The sequence below is a fragment of the Azospirillum oryzae genome, assembly GCF_900177515.1.
In the GTDB taxonomy this organism is placed as follows: Bacteria; Pseudomonadota; Alphaproteobacteria; order Azospirillales; family Azospirillaceae; genus Azospirillum; species Azospirillum oryzae_A.
Map to the genome: position 1 here is coordinate 215,463 of NZ_FXAK01000008.1, position 22,038 is coordinate 237,500.

The window sequence follows — 22,038 nt, forward strand, 5'->3', positions numbered from 1 at the left end:
TCAGAAGGAGTAATCGGCGGAGGGGACGGAAGACGGGGCGGGATCGCCCCCGCCATCGAAGGCATCCGCCGGCGGCAGGGCCAGCGCGCGGTCGTGACGGAAGGCGACCGCCATCACCGCGCCGGCCACCAGCAAAAGCGGATGCGGGATCAGCGGGTTGGGGTCGAGGGCGGACAGCAGCCCGGCGACCGAGCCGTCCTCCGGCACCGCGACGCCGCGGCGGCGGGCCAGGGCGAGAAGGCTGTCGGCCAAGCTGGCGGGGGCGTCGGAAGGAGAGTCGTCCATCTTCACACCCCATAGGAGCGGATCAGGCTGCCGGCGATCAGGAACCAGCCGTCGGTCAGCACGAAGAAGATGATCTTGAAGGGCAGCGCGATCATCACCGGCGGCAGCATCATCATGCCCATCGCCATCAGGATCGCCGCCACCACCATGTCGATCACCAGGAAGGGCAGGAACAGCAGGAAGCCGATCTCGAAGGCGCGGCGCAGCTCCGACAGCAGGAAGGCCGGCATCAGCAAGCGTAGGTCGACGCTCTCCGCCGTCACCGGGCGCTCGTCCTTGGCCGGGGCCGTGTCGTCGCCGGCCGGTTTCGGCTTGGCGGTGAAGGCAGCGAAGGCGGCCAGATCGCGCTCGCGGACATGGGAGGCCATGAAGCCGCGGAACGGCTCGATCATCCGCTCCAGGCCCTGTTCCTGGGTGACCTGCTCGTTCAGCAGCGGGCGCAGGCCGTCCTGCCAGGCGCTGTCGATCACCGGCCCCATGATGTGGAAGGTCAGGAACATGGCGAGGCTGACCAGCACCATGTTGGGCGGCGACTGCTGAAGCCCCAGCGCCGAGCGCAGCAGCGACAGCACGACGATGATGCGGGTGAAGCAGGTGACCATGATCAGCAGGCCGGGCGCGACGCTGAGCACCGTCAGCAGCACGATGCCCTGGACGATCCGCCCCGACAGGCTCGCCCCGTCCGTCAGCGATCCCAGCGCCCCGAGGTCGAGCGGTGCCGCCGCGGCGGGGACGGCGGCGAGGAGGAGGGCTGTGAGGAGGGCTAGGGTGCGGAGGCGCATGCGGGGGCTTTCGGGGATTCCCCCTCTCCCCCCCCGGGGAGAGGGTCGGGGTGAGGGGGATGCATAGGTAGGATTCTCGGGAAAGGGCCGCCGCGCGACCCCCTCACCCTAACCCTCTCCCCGGGGGGAGAGGGGATTCCCCCTCAGTCGATCTCAAGCTCCGTCCGTACGATCTCGGTCAGAGTCACGCCCAGCCGCTGGTCCTCGACGATCACCACCTCGCCGCGCGCGACCAGACGGTGGTTGACCAGGACCTCGACCGGTTCGTCGACCTTGCGCTCCAGCTCCAGCACGGCGCCGCGGCCGAGCTTCAGCAGCTGCGCCACCAGCATGCTGGTGCGGCCAAGGACGACCTGCACGTCCACCGGCACGTTGTAGATGGCGTTCATCGGGCCGTCATAAGGCTTGTCGCCCAGCTTGTCGGCGGCCTTCTCGGCCTGCTTGGGATCGTCGTCGAGCATGTCGAGGTTCAAGGGAGGCATGCGGAGTCTCGCTTCGGATCGTTAAAGGTCGGGGGACAGCGCCGGTGTCAGGGCGGCCACGGCGCGGTCGGTGAGGTCGGCGATGGCGGCCTCGATGGCGGCAGGGTCGCGGCGGACGGAGCCGGCACCCCAACTCGCCTCCAGGGCACCGACGGGCAGCGCCGGGTCGCCCTGGATGTCGAGACGGCCCTTGAAGACGCCCTGCCCGGCCAGCCGCTCCTCCAGCGGGGGGCAGAGCGAGGGGTGCAGGCGCAGGGTCAGCACGGGGGCTTGGCCGGCGGCGCGGAGCGCGTCGGCGGCCAGACGCTCGACCTCGGCACGGGCGACCTGATCGAGCAGGCACGGCGCCATGCGGCGGACCAGCGCCAGCAGAACGAAGGCGCCCTGGGCCTCCAGCCGCTCCATCAGGGCGGCATGGCAGGCGTCGAGCGCCGCCATCCGCTGCGCAAGCTGGTCGAGGGTGGCGGACAGCTCCGCCTCGATGCGGCGGGCGGCGGTGAGTTCGCCCTCGGCCCGGCCGCGGGCCAGCCCCTCCGCCAGCGCGCCCTCGCGGGCCTCGGCCAGTGCCGCTTGGTGCGCGCGTTCCGACAGGGTCGGCAGGTCGAGCGGGTCGGCGGTCTCCACCTCGGCAGGCTCCGCCACCGCAACGGGGGCGCCGAAGCCGTGGTCGAAGCGGTAGCGCGGGTAGGCGGCCATCACGCCACCTCCTCATAGAGCCAGGACCGCAGGATATCGATGGCCTCGTCCGGATACTGGTCGACCAGCTCGCCCAGCCGGCGGATGGAGGAGGCGCGGACGCGGCCCTCGACGGTGCGCAGCTCGATCAGCTGGTCCATCGTCTCTTCGATGCCCAGTTGCGGCGCCATGGGGGCGGCGGCAAGGGCGGGGTCGGCTTCCTCGCCGTCGGTGGGCATCGCACCGGCGGCAGCGGCGGCGGCCGTGGCCGGGCCGGTCAATTGCGGCATGGCACCGCCGGCCGGAGCGGCCAGCGCCGGGGCTTCCGCCGCCACCGGCTCGGGCGCCGGGAAGACGCGGCGGATCAGCGGACGCAGCCCGACCAGGATCACAAGGGCGGAGAGCACCAGCAGGATCACCCACTGGATCAGCGTCATGATGTTGCGGGTCAGCGTCTCGGCGATCTCGTCGCCCAGCGGGCGGGGGGCGAGGTCGGGAGCCAGATCGACGAACTCCAGATTGTCGACCGTCACCCGGTCGCCGCGCGCCTCGCTGAAGCCCATGGCGGAGCGGACCAGCTCGCCCAGGCGCTGCAGTTCTTCCGCGCTGCGCGGCTCGTACTGGCGGGTGCCGTCGGCAGCGGTCTTCCAGGTGCCGTTGACCAGCACGGCGACGCTGAGGCGGCGGACGTCGCCCGGCTCGATCACCGTTTCGCGGCTGACGTTGGAGATCTCGTAGTTGACGGTCTCCTCCTGCCGCTTGCTGTCGTTGGAGGATTGCGGTCCTTGCGGCTGGGCACGCACGTCGCGCTGCGGCAGGTTCTGTTCGGCGGTGACCGGCGGCTCGCCGTTGCTGTCCTGGCTGCGGTCCTGCTCCTGCACGGTCTGGGTGGAGCGGACGACCTGGCTGTTGGGGTCGAAGGTCTGGCTGCGCACCACCTCGCGCTTGGTCTCCACCTCGGCGGCGACCTGAACGCGGACGTTGCCGGCGCCGAGCCGGGCGGTCAGCATCTGCTCCACCGCGCGGGCGACGCGGGTTTCCGCCGCGACGCGCAGCCCGTCTGTGCGGGCCGAGGCCAGCCCCGGTCCGTCATCCTCGGTCAGCAGAAGTTCGCCGGAGGAGTCCATCACCGTTACGGCGCTGGGCTTCAAGTTGGGCACGGCGGCGGAAACCAGATGGCGGATCGACAAGGCTTGGCGGCGGTCCATCGACCCCCGGCCGCGCATGCGCACCACCACCGACGCGGTCGGCTTCGGCGCGTTGCGCGAGAACTCCTCGCGCTCCGGCAGGACGATGTGGACGCGGGCCGCCTCGACGCCGGACAGCGTCTCGATGGTGCGGCCGAGTTCGCCCTCCATGGCGCGCAGGCGGTTGATGCGCTGCATGAAGCTGGTGATGCCGAGCGGCTTGTCGGTGTCGAACAGCTCGTAGCCGACGCCGCCGTGCGACGGCAGGCCCTTTTCCGCCAGCGCCATGCGGACGCGGGAGACGTCGGCCTGCGGCACGCTGATCGTCGTGCCATCGAAGCCGGCATTCACCGGCACGCCCATCTCCTCCACCGCCTTGGCGATGCGGCCGGCCTCCGCCGGTTCAAGGCCGCTGTAGAGCGCGGTCATGTGCGGCTGCGACAGCAGCAGCGCCATGCCGGCGACGGCCAGGACGATGCCGAGCCCGGTGCCCGCCAGGACGAGCAGCCGACCGCGCCCCAACGACCGCAAGGTGTCGATCAGACTGTCCACGGTTCCCCGCACCTTTAAAGTTTCTGAAAATCGGCGGGCCTAGTCTTCGCCCTGCACACCCCGTCACGCTAACGGCGCGACTTTTAAGCGGAGTAAAAAACGGGAGCGGTGCTGAAGACAAAGCTTCTAAAACTTTACCCGTTTCTCGATTGACTAAAATTTTCGGCAATGTCCGGCGGGATGGAGCGATGATTACACGGCGTGGCATGGCGAAGACAGCGACGGGAACGGCGGCGGCGCGGGACGAGGTCCTGAACAGGCTGCGCGGGTCGGGGCGGATCCTGGTGATCGCCCTGCCGGTCGCCCGGCTGCTGGCAGGATTGGTGGCGCTGGGCGCGGTGGCCGCGGCCGGGATCGGCGGCTATTGGCTGGCGGCGGGCACCGAAGCCGTGGAGCGGCTGTGGGTCCCGTCGGCGGAGACCGCGCCGGCGGACGCCGTGGTCGACATGCCGGAACTGGTCGTCAATTTGCGCCGCGACACGCCGTCCCGCTTCCTGAAGATCGGCCTGTCGCTGACCGTCGCCCAGCGAGATCGCCAAGTTCTTGAGCAGGCGATGCCGCAGCTGACCGACAGCCTGCAGGAATTCCTGCGCAACCTGGACCAGGACGATCTGGAAGGATCGGCCGGGCTGCACCGCCTGCGCAGCGAGATCAGGCGCCGCTTCAACCTGATCCTGTCCGACCCCGCCGGCCGGCGCGACGTCGTCACCGACGTGCTGCTGCGCAGCCTGCTCACGCAATAGCGACCTCCAGAGGCACCGGATGACCGAAACCCCCGCCCCGCCCACCACGTCGATGGCCGCCCCGTCCATGGCCGCTCCCCAGCCCGTTCAGGCCGAGGATGCGGATTGGTCAGACGCCGCGTGGGAACTGGCCGCGGCACAACAGACCGCCGCGCCCGCTCCGCCCCCGGCTGCGGAGGCTGCGGCGATGGCCGAGGCAATGCAGCAGGCGCTGACCGGCGAGACCAAGACGCTGAGCCAGGAGGAGATCGACCGGTTGTTGAATTTCGGCGCGCCGGAAGGCGGCGGACCTGAGATGAGCGCCATCCAGCGGCTGGTCAGCTCGACCACGGTCAACAAGGACCGGCTGCCGATGCTGGACGTGGTGTTCGACCGCATGGTGCGGATGCTGAACACCTCGCTGCGCCAGTTCGCGTCCACCAATGTCGAGGCGTCGCTGTCGAAGATCGAATGGTTGCGCTACACCGACTTCCAGGACGCCATCGAGCTGCCCGCCCTGATCGGCGTCGCCCGCGCCGAGCCGTGGGACAACCAGATGCTGGTGACCATCGACAGCGCGCTGATCTATTGCATGATGGACGTGCTGCTTGGCGGGCGGCGGTCCAGGCCGGGACGGATCGACGGGCGCGCCTACACCTCCATCGAACGCAAGATGACCGAGCGGATGATGAAGGTGGTGCTGCAGGATCTGGGGCAGTCCTTCGATCCGCTGGCGCAGGTCGACTTCGTCTTCGACCGGCTGGAGGTGAACCCGCAGTTCGCCACCATCACCCGCGCCACCAACGCCATCATCCGCGTGCGCATCGCCGTGGAGGTGGAGCGCCGCACCGGCCACATCGACATCGTCATCCCCTATGCCACGCTGGAGCCGATCCGCGGCAAGCTGGTGCAGATGTTCATGGGCGAGAAGTTCGGCCATGACACCGTGTGGGAAAGCCACCTGAAGAACGAGCTGATGCGCTCCAAGCTGGAACTGGTCGCCGTGCTGGCGGAGACCAAGGTGCCGCTGGGCGAGGTGTTGGCCTGGCAGAAGGGCCAGTCGCTGAAGCTGCGCATCAATCCCGATTCCACCGTCCTGGTCTTCAGCAAGACCATCCCGCTGTTCGCCGGCCACATGGGACAGCGCAACGACAACATCGCGGTGAAGATCGACACCGATCTCGACACCAAGCAGGAGCTGATCGATGGTCTCCTTTCTCATTGACGCGGCCCTGGCGGTGATGCTGGTCACGGCGACCGCCTATCTGGTCATCGTCAACAAGCGGCTGAAGCTGCTGCGCACCGGCCAGTCCGAGATCAACGCCCTGGTGTCGACCTTCTCCAGGTCGATCGACGACACCGACGCCTCGATGAAGCGCATGGTGGCGTCGGCGACGGAGATCGCCGCGCGGCTGTCCGACGATCTGGACCGCGCCAAGGGCATGAAGGAGGACATGGCGCTGATCCTGGGATCGTGCGAGCGGACCACCGCCCGCATGGAGGAATCGGTCCAGCATGCCCGCGCCCTGCTCCGCCGCCTGGACGAGGGCGCCATGGCAAGCACGGCGCGCGCCACCCGCAACCGGGCGAGGGTTGAGGGGGCGGATGCCGTCGAAAGCGCGGCGAAGCCGGCCGAGGTGACCGCAGAGGCCGCGGCAAGCTCCACCCTGGTGTCCGCATTGAAAGCGGCCGACGTCGATCACGGCGAGTTCCGGGCGCTGGAAACCGCTCTGCGCGCCGTCGCCGGCCAGCCTGCCGAAGCGGCGGTTCCCGCTCCTCCCGCCGGTCCGGCGAAGGCGGCGGCCAGCGCCTTCTACGCGCGGCTGCGCACCGTCGGGTCGGAGGCGTCGGCATGATCCCGCGCATCCTGCCCATCACCCTGGTCGCCGTGCTGATGGTGCTGCCGCTGAAGCTCGGCGCGCTGGTCGACGGCTTCCCGGTGATCGCCCAGCAGTTCGACCGCGAATTCGGCGCCCATGAACGGCCCTGGGCCACCGACCTGAAGGCGACCGATCCGAAGGCGGCGGAAGCTGCCGCCGCGCCGGCGCCCGTTCCGCTGCCGGTTTCGACGCCGGTGGCCGAAGCTCCGCCGCCGGTGGCGCTGGCGCCGCCCAACTGCACCGATCCGCTGCTGCGCGCCGCCATCGACGAGCAGAAGGCCGACAGCGCCGGCCGCCAGAACCGCCTGCGCGAGGCCGAGGCGGTGCTCGCGGCGACGGAGGCGCGGGTCGGCACGCAGATCCAGCGGCTGAACGGCGTGAAGCGCGAGGTCGAGGCGCTGATGACCCAGCGCTCCACCCTGCAGCAGGAGGATTTGAAGCGGATGGTGGCGATCTATGAGGCGATGAAGCCGCGCGACGCCGCCCGCATCCTGACGGACATGGAAACGGACATCGTGGTGGACGTGCTGGACCGCATCGCCGAGCGCCGCGCCGCCCCGATCCTGGCCGAGATGGCCGACGCCAAGGCGCGCGAGGTGACGCGGCTGATCCTGCAGCGCCGCGCCCTGCCCGGCGACCGCAAGGCCGCGGCCACCGTTGTCGGAGCCTCGGTGCCGGTGACAGCCGTTCCGCGCCCCACCCTGACGAATTGAGCGCCATGACCAGCATGCCCGATGCCGTCTCGGCTCCGCCCCGGCCGGCTCCGACTCAACGCGGCGGTTCACCCGGCGACGATGCCCGCGACGAGGATTTCGCCAGTCTGGTGGACGGGGCCGCGGAGGAGGAACCCGACGACGCGGCGCGTCCCGACCGGTTGCGCAAGCGCAAGGAGTCGAGAGCGGACGACCCCGTCGCCGCGCAGGGTGCGATCACCCAGGCGGTGGTGCAGGCAAGCGGCACCGACGCTCCGCTGATGCCCTGGCTGGTTGCCGCCGCTCCGGCAGCCCCGGCAACGGCTGTGCCGACGGCAACGGTCGGCAAGGAGACGATGCCGGGGTCCGCCGCCCCGCAGGCCGCAGGGCCGACCGGCGACGGCAAGCACCCTGCCGGGCAGACCGCAGCGACCGCACCGGCAACCGCGCTGCAACCGACGCCGGCTTCCTCCGCCCCCGATGCACCGGCCGGAAAGTCTGGATCAGCGGCACCCGCAAGCGCCGATGCCGCGGCACAAGACAGCACCGGCCGGGTCGCCGAGGCGCCGGCTTCGAGCCAGACCGTGCAGGCCGGCTTGCCGGCCATGGCCACCGCCGCGCCGGACGCAACCGCCGAAGCGCCGCCCTCCGCGGACGGGCGCCAGATCAGGCGCGACGAAAGCAGCGATCCCCGCACCGCCGTCCGCAGTGCCCACGGCGCCGGCCGTCAGGGCACCGCCGCCGGCAAGGCCGAACAGACCGCCGGCGCGCCTGCCGCCCCTCAATCGGCACAGCCTGGACAGCCCACTCCCGATGCGGCTACCGCCCTCGCCGGCCGCGACCCCGCCCCACCCTTCTCCACTCCCCCCACTGCGGGAAGCGGCGATGCGGCGGCCACCGGGTTCGAGGCGGTGCCGACGCTGCCGGCCCAGGCGGCCACCCATTATGCCGTCGCCGCCGCGTCCGGCCGGGCAGCCACCGCGCACAGCCCGGCGATGGCGCAGCTTGCGGCCCCGCTGGTCCGCGTGGCGGAGAACGGCGGCGGCGAATTCCACATCGACCTCGCCCCGGCGGAGCTTGGCCGCATCCGCGTCGTCGCCGACGTCAGCGACGGCAAGGTCTCGCTGACCGTCCAGGCCGAACAGGCCGACACGCTGGCCCTGCTGCGGCGCGACCTGACGCAGCTCGAACGCGCGCTCGGCGATGCCGGGCTGTCGCTCGACAGTTCCAGCCTGCAGTTCTCGCTGCAGGGCGACGGGCAGTCGCGCGGCTTCGCCGCTCCCGACCGGGGCGGCAGCTCCGGCGGCTGGAGCGTGCAGGCCGGGGCCGTTCCCGAGCACGCCGCCGAACCCGTGACCGACCGGCCGCTGCGCCCGATCGACGGATTGGTCGACGTCACCGTCTGAACAGGAAAGACTGTCCCGCCATGACCAACACGCCAAGCACCGGCCTGATGACGGCCGCGAAGACGAACACGGCGGCCGCCACCGAAGAGACCAGGAAGGCCACCGTCGATTACGAATCCTTCCTGAAGCTGCTGACCGCCCAGCTGCGCAACCAGGACCCGCTGGCGCCGATGGACGCCACCCAGTTCATGACCCAGCTGGCGCAGCTGTCCACGGTGGAGCAGTCGATGCGCTCCAACGACACGTTGGGCAAGGTGCTGGACACGCTGAAGAGCAGCGGCATGCGGATGGACATGGCCCTGCTCGGCCGCAAGGTGGAGGTGGCGTCCGACCAGCTGTCGCTGAGCGACGGCAAGGCGCAGGCCGCCTACACGGTCGAGGGCACGCCGGCCAGCGTGAAGCTGGAGGTGCTGAACGGCGCCGGCAGCGTCGTCTACAGCAGCCCCGGGTCGCTGAAGACCGGCCGGCAGGTCTTCGACTGGACCGGCAGGACGGCGAGCGGCGGCACCGCGCCGGACGGCGTCTATACGCTGCGGGTGACGGCGAAGGACAAGGACGGCAAGGCGCTGAACACCGCCACCGTTGTCACCGACACGGTGGCCGAGGTGCGCAGCGTCGACGGCGCCAGCAAGTTCGTGCTGAAGAACGGCGCCACGGTGGATTCGGGCGCGGTGCTGTCGGCGTCGTGAGGGGAGGAATGCCCTCTCCCGCCCCGGGAGAGGGAGGGGACCCGCGCCGAAGGCGTGGGGAGGGTGAGGGGTACGGCAAGAATCCCGGACCGCATGGTTCCTTGGATCACCCCTCACCCTTCCCATGCTTCGCATGGGCCCCTTCCCTCTCCCGGGGCGGGAGAGGGAGGTGCTCAGGAAGATCACAGCCGCGTGTTGTCCTGGCGCAGCAGGCGGTCGATCAGCACGGCGCGGATCGGCTGGACGTTTTCGCGACCGAAGGAGCCGTTGGCGCCGACCAGGAGGGCGGTGGCGACGCCTTGCGGGTCGACCGCCGGGCCGTTGAAGCGGCCGTGGCCGGCGAGGTCGAACAGGGACTCCAGCATGGCGCTGCGGGCGTGCGGCAGGCGGCGGCGGACCAGCAGCGCGTCGTCGGCGCTGGACGCCTCCAGCGTGACCTGGGTCAGGATGAAGGCGATGGTGCGCCCACGCTCCAGCGTCGGCACCACCAGCTGGCCGGCCTCGACGTAATAAGGGCCACCGGCGGCCGGTTCGGCGGAAGCGGCGGGGGCGGAGTCTTGCGGGGCCTGGATGCGGCCGAAGCCGTAGCCGCCGCCGAAGGCAAGCGCCGCGGCGACGGCGAACAGCAGGACGGCTTTCATGGCGCGGGCTCCCGAACTGGCCAAATCATCAGAAGGGCTGGATCATCAGAAAGGCAGAATCACGTCCAGCACCTGCTGGCCGTAGCGCGGCTGCTGCACATCGGTGATCTGGCCGCGGCCGCCATAGGTGATGCGCGCCTCGGCGATCTTGTCGTATTCGATGGTGTTGGCGTTGCTGATGTCCTCGGGACGGATGACGCCGGCGATGCGCATCTCGCGCAGTTCGTAATTCACCCGCACCTCCTGCCGGCCGGCAATGACGAAGTTGCCGTTCGGCAGCACCTGGGTCACCACGGCGGCGACGCGCATGGCGATGCGCTCGTTGCGCTGGATGGTGCCGTTGCCGCTCGACGTGCTGGAGCTGTCGAGATCGACCAGACTGGACGGATCCACCGCGTCGGGGAGGACGGCGGGAAGGCGGCTTTCCAGCCCGAAGAAGTTGGGCAGGCCGGCCTTCTCGTTGTTGGTGCGCCCGCGCTGGGTGCTGTTGCGCAGCTGCGCCTGGTCGGAGATGTCGATGACCACGGTCAGCAGGTCGCCGACCGCCTTGGCGCGCGGATCGCGGAAGAAGTCGCGCGATCCGGTGCGCCAGAGCGAGCTTGGGATCTGCTCGGCCGTCGAGGGTCGCGGCATCGGCAGCGAGATCACGCGGGCTTCCGGCTGCAGCGCCGGGTTGGAGATCTCCGACAGGGCGGGAGCGCTGCCGATGTCGGCCAGCCGCGCGCAGCCGCCCGTCGCAAGCGACAGCAGCAGGATGGGGACGAGCGCGGTGCGCATCTGGGAAGCTCCCTTGCTGAGATTAAGGCCGCGCGGCTTGCGGGACGCGCGGGCCGCTCACCGAAACGGTCTCGGCCCCGGTGACGGTGCCGGTGACGACGGTGCTGCTGGCGATGTTCATGACGCGCACGGTGTCGCCGACCCCCCCCTCCTGCAGCGCACGCCCGCGGGCAGCCAACAGCAGGGCGCCATCCTCGTAAACAAGCGTCACCGGCCGGTTGCGCTGGACGACGACGGGCGCGCCGACCGAACCGACCTGCACCAGCCGCCCGGTTGAGAGCTGGCGGCGCGGCGACTGACCGATCAGCGCGTCGGCCGAGGCGATGAAGCCCGCCCCGGCGCGGTCGAGCGACAGGCGGATGGTGGTCAGGTCGGCCGCCTCGATGATCTCGCCCGGCCGGATGCGGCGGACCGGCACCGGCATCGTCACTTCGACGTCGGCCCGGCCGCTCAGCTCCACGACATGGCCGTCGCTGAGGATGCGGGCCTGGAAGATGCCGGTGCGGGGGTCGAGTCCGATGTCGCGCACGGCGTCCACCGGCCCGTCGAAGGGGCGGCCCAGAGTCAGCGCCACCTGCGCGTCTGGCGGCACCGAGGGACCGAGGGAGGCCAGCAGCTCCTCCGCAAGCCGCGTTTCCACAGGTCCGGCGGCAGCCGGGGGGGGAAGCGCCAGCATGGTGCCGAGCAACAGGGCCGATAGCGGCCGGCGGAGGACGTGCAGCACAATCGTCACCGCATGTTGGTCATGGTGGAGGCCATTTGGTCGCCGGCCTCGATCACCTTGGCGTTCATCTCGTAGGCGCGCTGGGCGGAGATCAGCTCGGTGATTTCCTGCACAACGTTGACGTTGGAGGATTCCAGATACTTCTGGCGGATGGTGCCGAAACCGGCTTGCCCCGCCAGCCCATCCTGCGGCTCGCCGGATGCCGGGGTGGCGCGGAACAGGTTGTCGCCCAGCGCCTCCAGCCCGCTGTCGTTGACGAACACTGTCATCGCCAGCTGGCCCTGGTTGACCGGCTGGGCCTTACCGTCGACATAGGCCAGCACCTCGCCGGAGCGGTTGATCACCACCTCGCGCGTGCCCTGCGGCACGGTGATGCCGGGGGCGACGGTGAAGCCGTCGGCGGTGACGATGGTGCCCTCCGGCGACAGCTTGAAGCTGCCGGCGCGGGTGTAGACGGTCTCGCCGCCGGGCTGGGTCACGTTGAAATAGCCGCGCCCCTCGATCGCCAGATCCAGCTCGTTGCCGGTGGAGGTCAGATTGCCGGTGGTGTTGATGCGGTTGACCGAGGTCGGCCGCACGCCCAGCCCCACCTCGACGCCGGTCGGCACGATGGTGCCCGAATCGGTGGACTGGCTGCCCTGCCGGCGTTCCGCCTGATACATCAGGTCCTGGAATTCCGCGCGCGAGCGCTTGAAGGCCGTGGTGTTGATGTTGGCGATGTTGTTCGAGATGACCTCGACGTTCATCTGCTGGGCCATCATGCCGGTGGACGCGATGCTGAGCACGCGCATGGACTGACTCTCCCTTCGGAACTTTAAGAGGATTTGCCGAGGCGGTTGATGGCGGAGCGCAGAAGGTCCTGCCCGTCGTCCACCATCTTGGTCACCGCCTGATAGTCGCGGGTCAGGTCCATCATTCGGCCGATCTCGACGATGCCCTGCACGTTGGACCGCTCGACCTTGCCTTCCACCAGACGGGTGTCGGGGGCGGGGCGGGCCTCCATACCCTCGGCCGGTTCGAACAGCAGGTCGCCGGTCTGCTTCAGCGCCTGCGGATTGTCGAAGCGCGAGACGGCGATGCGGGCGATCACGTTGCCGTCGGCCGACAGCAGCCCATCCGACCCGATGGTGATCGTGCTGCTGTCCGACGGGATGGCGATGGGCCGGCGGCCGTCGTCCAACACCGGGTGGCCGTTGGGGCCGACCAGCGTGCCATCGGCATCGCGGCGCAGGCGCCCGTCGCGGCTGTAGCGCACGCCGTCCGGCGTCTGCACCGACAGGAAGCCGTCGCCGTCCAGCGCCACGTCATAGGGGTTGCCGGTCTCGGTGAAGGCGCCGGCGCGCAGGTCGGTGTAGGTGGAGCGGTCGATGGTGAAGGCGATGCGGTCGGTCGGCTTGCGCCCGCCGGTCTCCATCGCCGCTTCGAACAGGGTGCGTTCGCCACGGAAACCGACCGTATTCATGTTGGCGACGTTGTTCGCCACGACGTCCAGCTGCCGCCGAAGCGCCATCTGGCGCGACAGTCCGATGTAAAGCTGGTTCTCCATCGCCGAACACTCCGGTTTTGAACTCCGCCTTAATCTGGACGAGGCAGTTTAAAGCCGGGTTTCAACCTGAGCCGTTCCGGCCGATGCCTTGCCGGTCTTGGTCCGGGTTTGGTGATCATTTCGATAAAATGCGAGACGACTGCGATGAAACGGCGCCCGGATGACGCACTGACGGTTGGTTCGGCACTGGTTCTCGCCCTGCTGTCGGGGACGGCGCAGGCCGCGACCGTCCGCGCGCAGCTGGGCGACCATGGCGACTATTCGCGGCTGGTGCTGTCCGTACCGAAGGGCGTGGAGCCGGTGGCGGTGGTCGACGGATGTGTGCTGCGCATCAGCGTGCCCGATCCGCTGCGCTGGCCGCTGGCGAGTTTGCGCGACAGCTTCTCCCGCCGGCTGTCGGACTTCGTGACGGCTGATGGAGGACGCAGCCTGACCGCGACGGTGCCCTGCGGGGCGCGGGTGGCGAGCGTGATGGAGCGCCGGAACCTGATCGTCGACGTCGGCGGGCCGCCGGTTCCGGGGGTGAAGCCGGGGGTGGCGGGGGATGGGGCGGAGGAGGTGGTCGTCGCGACTGCGCCGCCAGAGGTTCCGCCGTCTGTCAGTGTCGCCGGAGTTGTCGAAGCGCTGAACCCGATCGGCACGGCGAATGCTGCGGCGATGACTCTCCCTCTCCCGGCAGAGTCCCCTCTCCCCCCGGGGAGAGGGTTAGGGTGAGGGGGGAGCGTGGGGAGGATTCTCGGGATAGCCACGCCGTGCATCCCCCTCACCCCGACCCTCTCCCCGGGGGGGAGAGGGGGATTGCGCCTAGCCCTCCCCTCCCAGTCGTGACCAGCCTGGAAGGTGAGGTGCGCGACAGCATTCAGCAGACGCTGCGGCAGCTTGAGCGCACGCCGAAGCCTACGCCGCAGGCGGCCGAACCGCCAAAGCCACCGCCCATCGGCGCTATGGATCTCGCCGGCTGGGCCGGTGACGACTTCAACCGCACGCGCGAGGCGCTGCAAAGCACACTCGAAAAGGCGCAGGGCCGTGCGCGGGTCGAGGCGCAGATCGCGCTGGTCCGTTTCCTGCTCGCCCGCGCCATGGACGAGGAAGGGCGCGCGGCGCTGGAAACGGCGGCCAGCCTGTCGCCGGCGCCCGACCAGCGCTATGCCCTGCGCATCCTGGGCGACGCCTTCCGCGCGCTCGACCGCGAGGATGCGCCCGACGACAATCTGTTCGTCCAACTGCCGGCCGGCGCCATGCCCGACCACACCGTCTGGCGCAGCGCGGCGCTGGCGCCGACCCGCTGGGCGGCGGCGAAGGAGGGGCTGCCAATCGCGCTGCGCCGGCTGCTGGACTATCCGGCCGACCTGCGCAGCCGGTTGCTGACCACGCTGGCCGCCGCAGCGGACGAGGCGGGGGACAGCGCGGCGCTGAACCTGATCGTGCTGGAGATGATCACCGTCGATTCCGTGGGCATGGCCGACGGCCGGCTCGACTATTTCCGCGGCCGGCTGGCGGAACTGAAGGCGACGCCCGACGCCGCGCTGGAACGCTATGACGCCGCGGCATCCTTGCACCGCGGTCCCTTCGCCCGCCAGGCGGAGGTGCGTGCCATCGAACTGCGCCGCGGCCTGGGCCGGCTGGACGAGGACGGCGCCATCAAGGCGCTGGAAGCCCTGCGCTTCGCCTGGCGCGGCGACGACGTCGAGACGGATGCGCTGGCGGCGCTGGGCGGCGCCTATGCCCGCAGCGGTAGGACCGACGCGGCGCTCGACATCTTCGGCCTGCTGGGGCGGCGTTTCGGCGCCACCGCACGCGGACGCGACGCGCTGACGGCCGGGCGCAGCCTGCTGGCCGCCGTGCTCGACCGGCTGGAGCAGTCGCCGCCGGGCGGGCTCTATGCGCTGGCCTTGCAGGCGCGGCACGGCCGTCTGGTGACGCTGGCCGACAATCCGGACGGTGGGCTGCGGCGGCGCCTCGCCGGCCTGCTGCTGCGCGACGGCTATGGGCTGGAGGCGACCCGCATCCTGCATGCGCTGACCGAACGGGCGAGCGGCCCGCGCCGGGCGGAGCTTGGCGCCACGCTGGCCCGCGCCCTGATCGACGGCGGGCGCGAGGGGGAGGCGCTGGACGTGCTGGCCCGCACCGGCGGCGCCGGACTGGAGCCGGAATTGGCCGAACGCCGGGCGCTGTTGCGGGCCGACGCACTGCTCGGCGACGGCGATACGGTGCGGGCGCTCGACGCGCTGCGGGGGTTGAGCGGGGCGGAGGCAGCGCGGTTGCGGGCGCAGGGGCTGTTCGCCGCCGGGGAATGGCGGGCGGCGCGGGCCGCCTTCGCGGAGCTTGCCGCCGAACGGGAGGCCACGGGAGCGGAGCCGACGGCGGACGATCTGGCGCTGCAGGGGCTGGCGGCCTATCTGGCCGGCGACGCCGACGCGACGCGCGGCTTCGGTGACGCGGAACGCGCGCGGCTGGCCGGCACCCGCTGGGCCGGGCTGCTGGACGCTTTCGCCCCGCCGCCGGCCGACGGGCCGTTGCGCGCGGAGTCGGTGGAGCGCGACCTTGCCGCGGCGGACGCGCTCGGGCGGCTGGCGCGGGCGTGGCGGGGGCCTCACTGACCTTTGGCCCTGATCCGTAAAGCCGCTTTAAACGGCGGGCGGTAGCGTCGGCGGACTGTTGCGCCCAATCGCGATGGCTTTTGCACATCCGGAGAAGAAGACATGCGCTTGATGTTCGGGTTGATCGCGGTGTTTGCCAGCGTGCTCGGCGGGTTCTATGCGATGGGCGGGCGGATGGCCGTGCTGTGGCAGCCGGTGGAGATCGTCATCATCATCGGCGCCGGCATCGGCGGCTTCGCCATTGCCAACAGCCCGGCGGTGCTGCGCGACACGCTGCGCGCGGTCGGCGCCATCGCCCGCGGACGCGCCACGCCCAAGAACGACTATCTGGACATGATCGCGCTGGTCTATGGCCTGCTGCGCGTCGCCAAGTCCAAGGGCATGTCGCAGATCGAAGCCGACATCGACAAGCCGGCCGAAAGCCCGTTGTTCACCCAGTATCCCAACGTCCTGCGCTATGACCGCTGCATCACCTTCCTGTGCGACTATCTGCGCCTGATCGCGCTGGGCCAGGACAACCCGCACGACCTGGAATCGCTGATGGCGGAGGAGCTGGACACGCTGGGCCGCGAGTTGAACCAAGTGCCGAAGGCGCTGCAGAACCTCGCCGACGCCCTGCCGGCGCTGGGCATCGTCGCCGCCGTGCTGGGCGTCATCAACGCCATGGGCGCCATCAGCGAGGCGCCGGAGGTGCTGGGACGCATGATCGGCGGGGCGCTGACCGGCACCTTCCTCGGCGTGCTGCTGTCCTACGGCATGGTCGGCCCGATCGCCAGCGCCGCCCGCCAGCGCCGCGAATCGGAGCTGAACATGTATTTCTGCATCAAGGCGGCGCTGTGCGCGTACCTGCGCGGCAGCCCGCCGCAGGTCTGCGCCGAATATGCCCGCAAGGTGCTCTACACCGACATCCAGCCCAGCCTTGCCGAGGTGGAGGTCGCAACCACGCTGTCGTCGCAGGCCAAGGCCCGCGACGGCCGCCAGGCGGCGTGACCGGCCATGCCGCGCAAGACCGCCCTCCCCCCGATCATCGTCAAGCGCCACCTCGGCAGCCATGACGAGGAAGAGCACAACGGCACCTGGAAGCTGGCCTATGCCGACTTCGTGACGGCGATGATGACCTTCTTCCTGGTGATGTGGCTGATGAACATCACCACCACCGAACAGCGCAAGGGCATCGCCGACTACTTCAATCCGGTGGCGGTGTCGCAGAGCAACTCCGGCGCCGACGGCATGCTGGCCGGCCGTTCGGTCGACAAGACCGGCTCGCTGACCACCCCGAACGCCGCCGGCGATCAGGCGAGCCCGGTGGCCTCACCGCCCGTCGTCGCCTCGGTCGGCGACAGCGACCGCCAGCCGGCCGGCCGCAAGGACCCGATGCCCCACCCGCCCGGCGGCAATGTTCCGCCGGTAGACCTGCTGCGCCCCGCGACGGAGAGCGCGCCCGCGGCGACTGCCGCCCAACAGCCGGCGCCCGGCGTCAGCGCCACCCGCGCGGAGTTGGAGGCGCTGCTCGACCGCCAGTCCTCCGAACTGACGGAGAAGGTGGCGCTGGAGACGCTGGAGCGGGATCTCCGCCAGCGCATCGCCGCCTCGCCGGACCTGAACGCCCTGCAGGGCAGTCTGGTGATCCAGCAGGTGCCGGAGGGCCTGCGCGTGCAGCTGACCGATCAGGCCCGCTTCTCGATGTTCAAGGTCGGCTCGGCCCAGATGAACGAGCCGGGTCGCCGCCTGATGCGGATGGTGGCCTCGGCGCTGGCGTCGGTGCCCAACCCGATCGGGATCACCGGCCACACCGATGCGCTGGGCTATGCGCCGGATGCGAAGTACGGCAACTGGGAACTGTCGAGCGACCGCGCCAACGCGGCACGGCGCGAACTGATCGCCAGCGGCATTCCGGGCGGGCGGATTGTTCGGGTCGAGGGACGTGCGGATCTGGACCATTTCGGGGCGAGCGATCCGCTCGATCCCAGCAACCGGCGGATCAGCATTACGTTGCTGCGGCGGTAGGGGTTGGGTATCGGAGCCGACGCTCTTCAAATAAAACCCCCACATATTTTAACAAAACTCTGCCCCTTTTCCTTTAAAGCCCCTTTAAAACCCCTTCGCTATCGTTAATTCCGCCAGTCATCCGCGGAGAATCCCGGAACGCACAACCCCCTTCCGTTCGACGGTTGACCAGAGGATTCCAAGGATGAGCCTGTACAGCGCCATGCGGTCCGGTGTCAGCGGCATGTCCGCGCAAAGCTCGCGCCTTGCCGCCATTTCGGACAACATCAGCAATTCCCAGACGGTCGGCTACAAGCGGGCCACCGTGGATTTCTCGACCCTGGTCACCGCACCCGGCAGCCGCAGCACCTACACCGCCAGCGGCGTGCAGTCCGCCACCCATTATCAGGTGCAGCAGGACGGCACGATCATGGGCACCGGCTCCGCCACCGACATGGCGATCAGCGGCAACGGCTTCTTCGTCGTCGGCAACAAGGCGTCGGGCACGCCGGAATATTCGCTGACGCGCGCCGGCAGCTTCCTGCCGGACGAGACCGGCTTCCTGCGCAACAACGCCGGCCAGTATCTGGAAGCCTGGAAACTGAACCCCGACGGCAGCATGCCGAACGTCAGCAAGTCCCGCTTCGACGACCTGCAGTCGGTCAACATCGGCAACCTCGTCTATGGCGGGGCCAAGACGACGATGATGGATTTCTCTGGCAACCTGCCGGCCCAGGCCGCCGCCGGCGACAGCTTCACCAGCAGCCCGACCTTCTATGACGGGCTGGGCAACCCGCTGGACCTGTCGCTGACCTGGACCAAGACCACCAATCCCAACGAGTGGACGCTGACCGCCACCGGGCCGGCCGGATACACCGTCGGCGGGGCGCCGGTGACGCTGACCTTCGCCGCCACCGGCCCCTATGCCGGCAAGCCGGTGGATGCCGGCGGCCTGCCGCTGGACCCGATGCCGGGCATCACCGTCACCTCGCCGGCGACGCCGACGGCCGACAGCTTCACGCTTTCGCTCGGCAACCTCACGCAGCTGAATGGCGACTATGTGCCGACCGTCACCGGCGACGGCGCCAAGGTCGGTCAGGTCACCTCGGTCGACATCGACGATAGCGGCAAGCTGTGGGTGATGTACGACAACGGCGCCCGTCAGGCGCTGTACCAGATCCCGATCGCCACCGTCACCAACCCCGACGGTCTGGTCGCCCAGGACGGCAACACCTACACGCTGGGGGCGGAGACCGGGACGCTCACGCTAGGCGCCGGCAAGCAGGGCAACGCCGGCACCGTCGTCGGTAGCGCGCTGGAGCAGTCGAACGTCGATATCGCGACCGAGTTGGTCTCCCTGATCGAGACGCAGCGCGCCTATTCCTCGAACGCCACCCTGGTGCGCACCACCGACGAGCTGGTCGAAGAGACCACCCGCCTGAAGCGTTGATCCCGGCACCGACGGAGCCCCGGCCATGAGCGTCCAACTCGCCCTCACCTCCGCCCTGTCCGGCCTGCGCACGACGCAGCAGCAGGCGGCGATGGTGTCCCACAACCTCGCCAACGCCACCACCGCCGGCTATGTGCGGCGCGACCTCGACCTGACCGCTGTCAGCACCGCAGGCCGCGGCGCCGGGGTGCGTGTGGACGCCGTCGCCCGCAAGGTGGACGAGCTGCTGATCCGCGATGCCCGGTTCGAGACCAGCCGCTACAGCGGGCAGGAGGCGCGAGCCTCCGCGCTGGCCGACTATGCGCTGGTGCTGGGGCAGCCGCAGGACGAGAAATCGGTCTCCACCCAGCTGTCGAAGCTGCAGCAGGCCTTCGCCCGCCTGCACGACATGCCCAACGACGACGCGGCCCGCAACGCCGTGGTGTCGCAGGCGGCGGCGCTGGCCGGCGGGCTGAACCGTGCCGCCGAGGCGGCGCAGACGGTGCAGGAGGATGCCAGGGGCCGGCTGCAGACCTCCGTCGACGCGGTCAACACCTCGCTCCAGCGCATCAGCGAGCTGAACGGCAGGGTCGCGACGCTGGAGACGCGCGGCGGCGATGCCGGCGACCTGCGCGACGAGCGCGACCGCCTGCTCGATCAGGTCTCGCAGGAGATCGGCATCCGCACCTACAGCCGCGAGGATGGGCAGGTCGTGGTGATGACCCGCAACGGCCAGACCCTGCTCGACCACCCGCTGGCGCCCGGCGAGCAGCCGCTGACGCTGCTGGGCGACGAGGTGATGGCGAACGGCGTCGCCCTGTCGGCCAAGCCGGACAGCGAGATCCAGAGCGGCCGCATCATGGGCTATGTCCAGACCATCAAGCAGGACATGCCGCGCGCGATGGCGCAGCTGGACGAGCTGGCGGCCGGCATCGTCCAGGCCTTCCAGGGGGCGGAGGCCGATCCGACCCAGCCCGGCCTGTTCACCGATGCCGGCGCCGCCTATGGCACCACCGCCGGTCTGGCCGCGCGCATCGCCGTCAACGACGTGGTGCGGACGGAAAGCTGGCGGATGCAGAGCGGCGTGCAGGCGGCGGCCCCGCTTCAGCCCGGCGACCAGACGCAGATCGACAAGTTCCTGACCGTCTTCACCGACACCCGCAGCTTCGCCGCCACCGACATGCCGGCCAACGCGACGCTCGGCGGTTACGCCACCGCCATAGTGTCGGCCCAGCAGGGCTACCGCACCGGCGCGGAGTCGGAGATGAACGCGCGCAAGATCAGCGCCGACACGCTGGAGACCGCCCGCATCAACCGCGACGGCGTCAACATCGACGACGAGATGCAGAAGCTGATGCTGATCGAGCAGAGCTATGGCGCCAGCGCCCAGGTGGTGCAGGTCGCCGGCCGCATGATCGACATCCTGTTGCAGATCAAGGGGTAAGCCGATGCTGTACAATGCCCTGTCCACGCTGGGGATGAGCCGGAAGCTGCAAAGCACCATGACCCGGCAGCAGATGGAGCTGACCCGCGCGAACGAGGAGGTGGCGACCGGCGTGCATTCGGATGTCGCCGCGACCATCGGCGCCGCCACCGGCCGCGACATCGCGCTGCGCAACCTGTTCGACCGCACCGACGAGTATGTGAAGACCACCGACCTGCTCGACGGGCGGATGAAGACGATGGACAGCGCGATGACCAGCATCATCGCGTCGGGCACCGACCTGCTGGCCGCCGCCTCCACCGGATTGGGGCAGCAGTCGCCGACCGGCACCTCCCTGCAAATCCGCGCGCGCGGCGTGCTGGATCAGGTGGTCGGGCTGCTGAACGCCTCGTCCGGCAACAGCTATCTGTTCGCCGGCACGGCGCTGGACCAGCCGCCGATGCGCAATGTCGACGGCGACAAGTCGGGCCTGCGCGCGCCGATGCAGATCGTCCAGGATGCCATCCAGTCCGCCACCGGCGGTATGGCGATGCCGACCACTGCGGCGGAAACCACGGCGGTGATCGCCCGGCTGGACGAGCTGTTCGCCGTGCGCGACCCGGCGACGCCCGCCCCCGCCCCGCTGACCGACAGCTTCGAGGGCGGCCTCTACACCGGCACCACGGCGCAGCAGCCGGGCGGCGCCGCGGCGCCGCGCGTCAGCGGCCGGCCGGCGGAGTCCACCAGCATCGCCTATGGCGTGCAGGCCAACGATCCGATGATGCGGGAGATGCTGGAAGGCATCTACATGCTGGCGGCGGTCGACACGTCGAAGATGAACGTCGATGCCTACCCCGACTACATCAAGACGGCGGTGGACAAGCTGTCCGGCGGCCTCGGCAAGCTGCGGGAGGCGACGGCGCAGCTCGGCATCCAGCGCGCCCAGGTGGCCGCGCTGGCCGAGCAGCACAAGACGCAGAAGGCGATCCTCAGCCTGCAGATCGACAATCTGGAAGGCGTCGATCCCTACGAGGCCAGCACGCGGATCTCCCAGCTGGAGGCGCAGATCGACGCCACCTCCAGCGCCACCGCGCGCATCGCCAAGCTGCACCTGACCAACTACCTCTAGGCCGCATCCCCATGAGCCCCGGCATCCAGCTCCCCGTTCCGCGCCGGCTCCGGCCCACTTTCCGCCGTACTGTCTTCAGCCGTGCCGCGGCGCTGGCCGGTGGGGTGCTGCTGGTGCTCGGCATGCTGTCGGTGGCACCCGTTCCGGCGGCGGCGCAGACGCGGGTGAAGGATCTGGTCACCTTCGACGGGGTCCGCCGCAACCAGCTGGTCGGCTATGGACTGGTGGTCGGGCTGAACGGCACCGGCGACCGGCTCATCAACACCCCCTTCACCGAACAGAGCCTGAAGGGGATGATGGAACGGCTGGGCATCAACACCCGTGGCGAGACCCTGCGCACCCGCAACGCGGCAGCGGTGATGGTGACAGCCAGCCTGCCGCCCTTCCCGCGCCAGGGCACGACGGTCGACGTGACGGTGTCGGCGCTGGGC

24 protein-coding genes (1 of these 24 cut by a window edge) are annotated in these 22,038 nt (G+C 70.0%); 14 read left to right on the top strand and 10 right to left on the bottom strand.

Annotated features, from left to right (window positions below; genetic code table 11):
• The 5 genes from B9N97_RS27030 to fliF all read right to left on the bottom strand — a co-directional run bounded on the left by B9N97_RS27030 (position 1) and on the right by fliF (position 3,963).
• Entirely contained in the window at positions 1 to 285 is a 285-nt protein-coding gene (locus B9N97_RS27030; protein WP_085090933.1) for a hypothetical protein, read from the bottom strand.
• Positions 286 to 287: 2 nt separating this feature from the next.
• A complete protein-coding gene (gene fliP / locus B9N97_RS27035) occupies positions 288 to 1,067 on the bottom strand; it encodes a flagellar type III secretion system pore protein FliP (protein WP_085090934.1) in 780 nt (259 codons plus the stop codon).
• Between the two features lie 143 nt (positions 1,068 to 1,210).
• Positions 1,211 to 1,549: a flagellar motor switch protein FliN gene (fliN, locus tag B9N97_RS27040; RefSeq protein ID WP_085090935.1), complete on the bottom strand. Its 339-nt coding sequence runs from the start codon at positions 1,547 to 1,549 to the stop codon at positions 1,211 to 1,213.
• Positions 1,550 to 1,570: 21 nt separating this feature from the next.
• Complete coding sequence (locus tag B9N97_RS27045) at positions 1,571 to 2,245, bottom strand: FliH/SctL family protein (RefSeq protein WP_085090936.1); 675 nt, start codon at positions 2,243 to 2,245, stop codon at positions 1,571 to 1,573.
• Positions 2,245 to 3,963 carry a flagellar basal-body MS-ring/collar protein FliF gene (fliF, locus tag B9N97_RS27050; RefSeq protein ID WP_244560949.1) on the bottom strand — a complete coding sequence of 573 codons (1,719 nt, stop codon included), beginning with the start codon at positions 3,961 to 3,963 and terminating at the stop codon, positions 2,245 to 2,247. Before fliF ends, B9N97_RS27045 begins: the two co-directional genes overlap by 1 nt.
• Positions 3,964 to 4,151: 188 nt before the next feature.
• On the opposite strand from fliF, the gene B9N97_RS27055 reads away from it, so the two are divergent.
• From B9N97_RS27055 to B9N97_RS27080, 6 genes are read left to right on the top strand one after another with little or no spacing between them, the layout of a single operon-like run.
• Positions 4,152 to 4,706, top strand: coding sequence for a flagellar basal body-associated FliL family protein (locus tag B9N97_RS27055; RefSeq protein WP_244560950.1), 555 nt, complete (start codon positions 4,152 to 4,154; stop codon positions 4,704 to 4,706).
• Between the two features lie 19 nt (positions 4,707 to 4,725).
• Positions 4,726 to 5,910, top strand: coding sequence for a flagellar motor switch protein FliM (gene fliM, locus B9N97_RS27060; protein WP_085090938.1), 1,185 nt, complete (start codon positions 4,726 to 4,728; stop codon positions 5,908 to 5,910).
• Positions 5,891 to 6,541 (top strand): DUF6468 domain-containing protein, encoded by a 651-nt coding sequence (locus B9N97_RS27065; protein WP_085090939.1) that lies wholly within the window; start codon positions 5,891 to 5,893, stop codon positions 6,539 to 6,541. Before fliM ends, B9N97_RS27065 begins: the two co-directional genes overlap by 20 nt.
• Positions 6,538 to 7,278 (top strand): MotE family protein, encoded by a 741-nt coding sequence (locus B9N97_RS27070; protein ID WP_085090940.1) that lies wholly within the window; start codon positions 6,538 to 6,540, stop codon positions 7,276 to 7,278. Before B9N97_RS27065 ends, B9N97_RS27070 begins: the two co-directional genes overlap by 4 nt.
• Before the next feature lie 5 nt (positions 7,279 to 7,283).
• Positions 7,284 to 8,663 (top strand): flagellar hook-length control protein FliK, encoded by a 1,380-nt coding sequence (locus tag B9N97_RS27075; protein ID WP_085090941.1) that lies wholly within the window; start codon positions 7,284 to 7,286, stop codon positions 8,661 to 8,663.
• A 20-nt stretch (positions 8,664 to 8,683) separates the two neighbouring features.
• Complete coding sequence (locus tag B9N97_RS27080; RefSeq protein ID WP_085090942.1) at positions 8,684 to 9,352, top strand: flagellar hook assembly protein FlgD; 669 nt, start codon at positions 8,684 to 8,686, stop codon at positions 9,350 to 9,352.
• 182 nt (positions 9,353 to 9,534) lie between these two features.
• On the opposite strand, the gene B9N97_RS27085 is transcribed toward B9N97_RS27080, so the two are convergent.
• Genes B9N97_RS27085 through flgF form a run of 5 tightly spaced genes read right to left on the bottom strand, consistent with a single transcriptional unit; the run spans position 9,535 to position 13,040 of the window.
• Positions 9,535 to 9,993, bottom strand: coding sequence for a hypothetical protein (locus B9N97_RS27085; RefSeq protein WP_085090943.1), 459 nt, complete (start codon positions 9,991 to 9,993; stop codon positions 9,535 to 9,537).
• 45 nt (positions 9,994 to 10,038) lie between these two features.
• Positions 10,039 to 10,770 (bottom strand): flagellar basal body L-ring protein FlgH, encoded by a 732-nt coding sequence (gene flgH / locus B9N97_RS27090; protein ID WP_085090944.1) that lies wholly within the window; start codon positions 10,768 to 10,770, stop codon positions 10,039 to 10,041.
• Between the two features lie 22 nt (positions 10,771 to 10,792).
• Positions 10,793 to 11,494: a flagellar basal body P-ring formation chaperone FlgA gene (gene flgA / locus B9N97_RS27095; RefSeq protein WP_244560951.1), complete on the bottom strand. Its 702-nt coding sequence runs from the start codon at positions 11,492 to 11,494 to the stop codon at positions 10,793 to 10,795.
• 5 nt (positions 11,495 to 11,499) lie between these two features.
• Positions 11,500 to 12,285 carry a flagellar basal-body rod protein FlgG gene (gene flgG / locus B9N97_RS27100; RefSeq protein ID WP_085090946.1) on the bottom strand — a complete coding sequence of 262 codons (786 nt, stop codon included), beginning with the start codon at positions 12,283 to 12,285 and terminating at the stop codon, positions 11,500 to 11,502.
• A gap of 23 nt (positions 12,286 to 12,308) precedes the next feature.
• Positions 12,309 to 13,040, bottom strand: a complete 732-nt coding sequence (flgF, locus tag B9N97_RS27105) for a flagellar basal-body rod protein FlgF (protein WP_085090947.1) — start codon at positions 13,038 to 13,040, stop codon at positions 12,309 to 12,311.
• Between the two features lie 144 nt (positions 13,041 to 13,184).
• Here flgF and B9N97_RS36490 point away from each other — a divergent pair, with 144 nt between their 5' ends.
• The 8 genes from B9N97_RS36490 to B9N97_RS27145 form a co-directional block, all read left to right on the top strand.
• Positions 13,185 to 13,754, top strand: coding sequence for a hypothetical protein (locus B9N97_RS36490; protein WP_085090948.1), 570 nt, complete (start codon positions 13,185 to 13,187; stop codon positions 13,752 to 13,754).
• Between the two features lie 131 nt (positions 13,755 to 13,885).
• The gene (locus B9N97_RS27115; protein ID WP_244560952.1) at positions 13,886 to 15,640 is read left to right on the top strand and encodes a hypothetical protein; all 1,755 of its coding nucleotides are present in this window, start codon (positions 13,886 to 13,888) and stop codon (positions 15,638 to 15,640) included.
• Positions 15,641 to 15,742: 102 nt separating this feature from the next.
• Positions 15,743 to 16,630, top strand: a complete 888-nt coding sequence (gene motA, locus B9N97_RS27120) for a flagellar motor stator protein MotA (protein ID WP_085090949.1) — start codon at positions 15,743 to 15,745, stop codon at positions 16,628 to 16,630.
• Positions 16,631 to 16,636: 6 nt separating this feature from the next.
• Positions 16,637 to 17,647: a flagellar motor protein MotB gene (locus tag B9N97_RS27125; RefSeq protein ID WP_085090950.1), complete on the top strand. Its 1,011-nt coding sequence runs from the start codon at positions 16,637 to 16,639 to the stop codon at positions 17,645 to 17,647.
• Between the two features lie 184 nt (positions 17,648 to 17,831).
• Positions 17,832 to 19,076, top strand: a complete 1,245-nt coding sequence (locus B9N97_RS27130) for a flagellar hook protein FlgE (RefSeq protein ID WP_085090951.1) — start codon at positions 17,832 to 17,834, stop codon at positions 19,074 to 19,076.
• Positions 19,077 to 19,101: 25 nt separating this feature from the next.
• Positions 19,102 to 20,499, top strand: coding sequence for a flagellar hook-associated protein FlgK (flgK, locus tag B9N97_RS27135; protein ID WP_085090952.1), 1,398 nt, complete (start codon positions 19,102 to 19,104; stop codon positions 20,497 to 20,499).
• Between the two features lie 4 nt (positions 20,500 to 20,503).
• Positions 20,504 to 21,607 (top strand): flagellin N-terminal helical domain-containing protein, encoded by a 1,104-nt coding sequence (locus B9N97_RS27140; protein ID WP_085090953.1) that lies wholly within the window; start codon positions 20,504 to 20,506, stop codon positions 21,605 to 21,607.
• A gap of 11 nt (positions 21,608 to 21,618) precedes the next feature.
• A protein-coding gene (locus B9N97_RS27145) for a flagellar basal body P-ring protein FlgI (RefSeq protein ID WP_085090954.1) crosses the window boundary here: on the top strand, positions 21,619 to 22,038 show its 5' end (the start). 765 nt of this gene lie beyond the right edge of the window; only the first 420 of its 1,185 coding nucleotides appear in the window; it begins with the start codon at positions 21,619 to 21,621; the stop codon falls past the right edge of the window.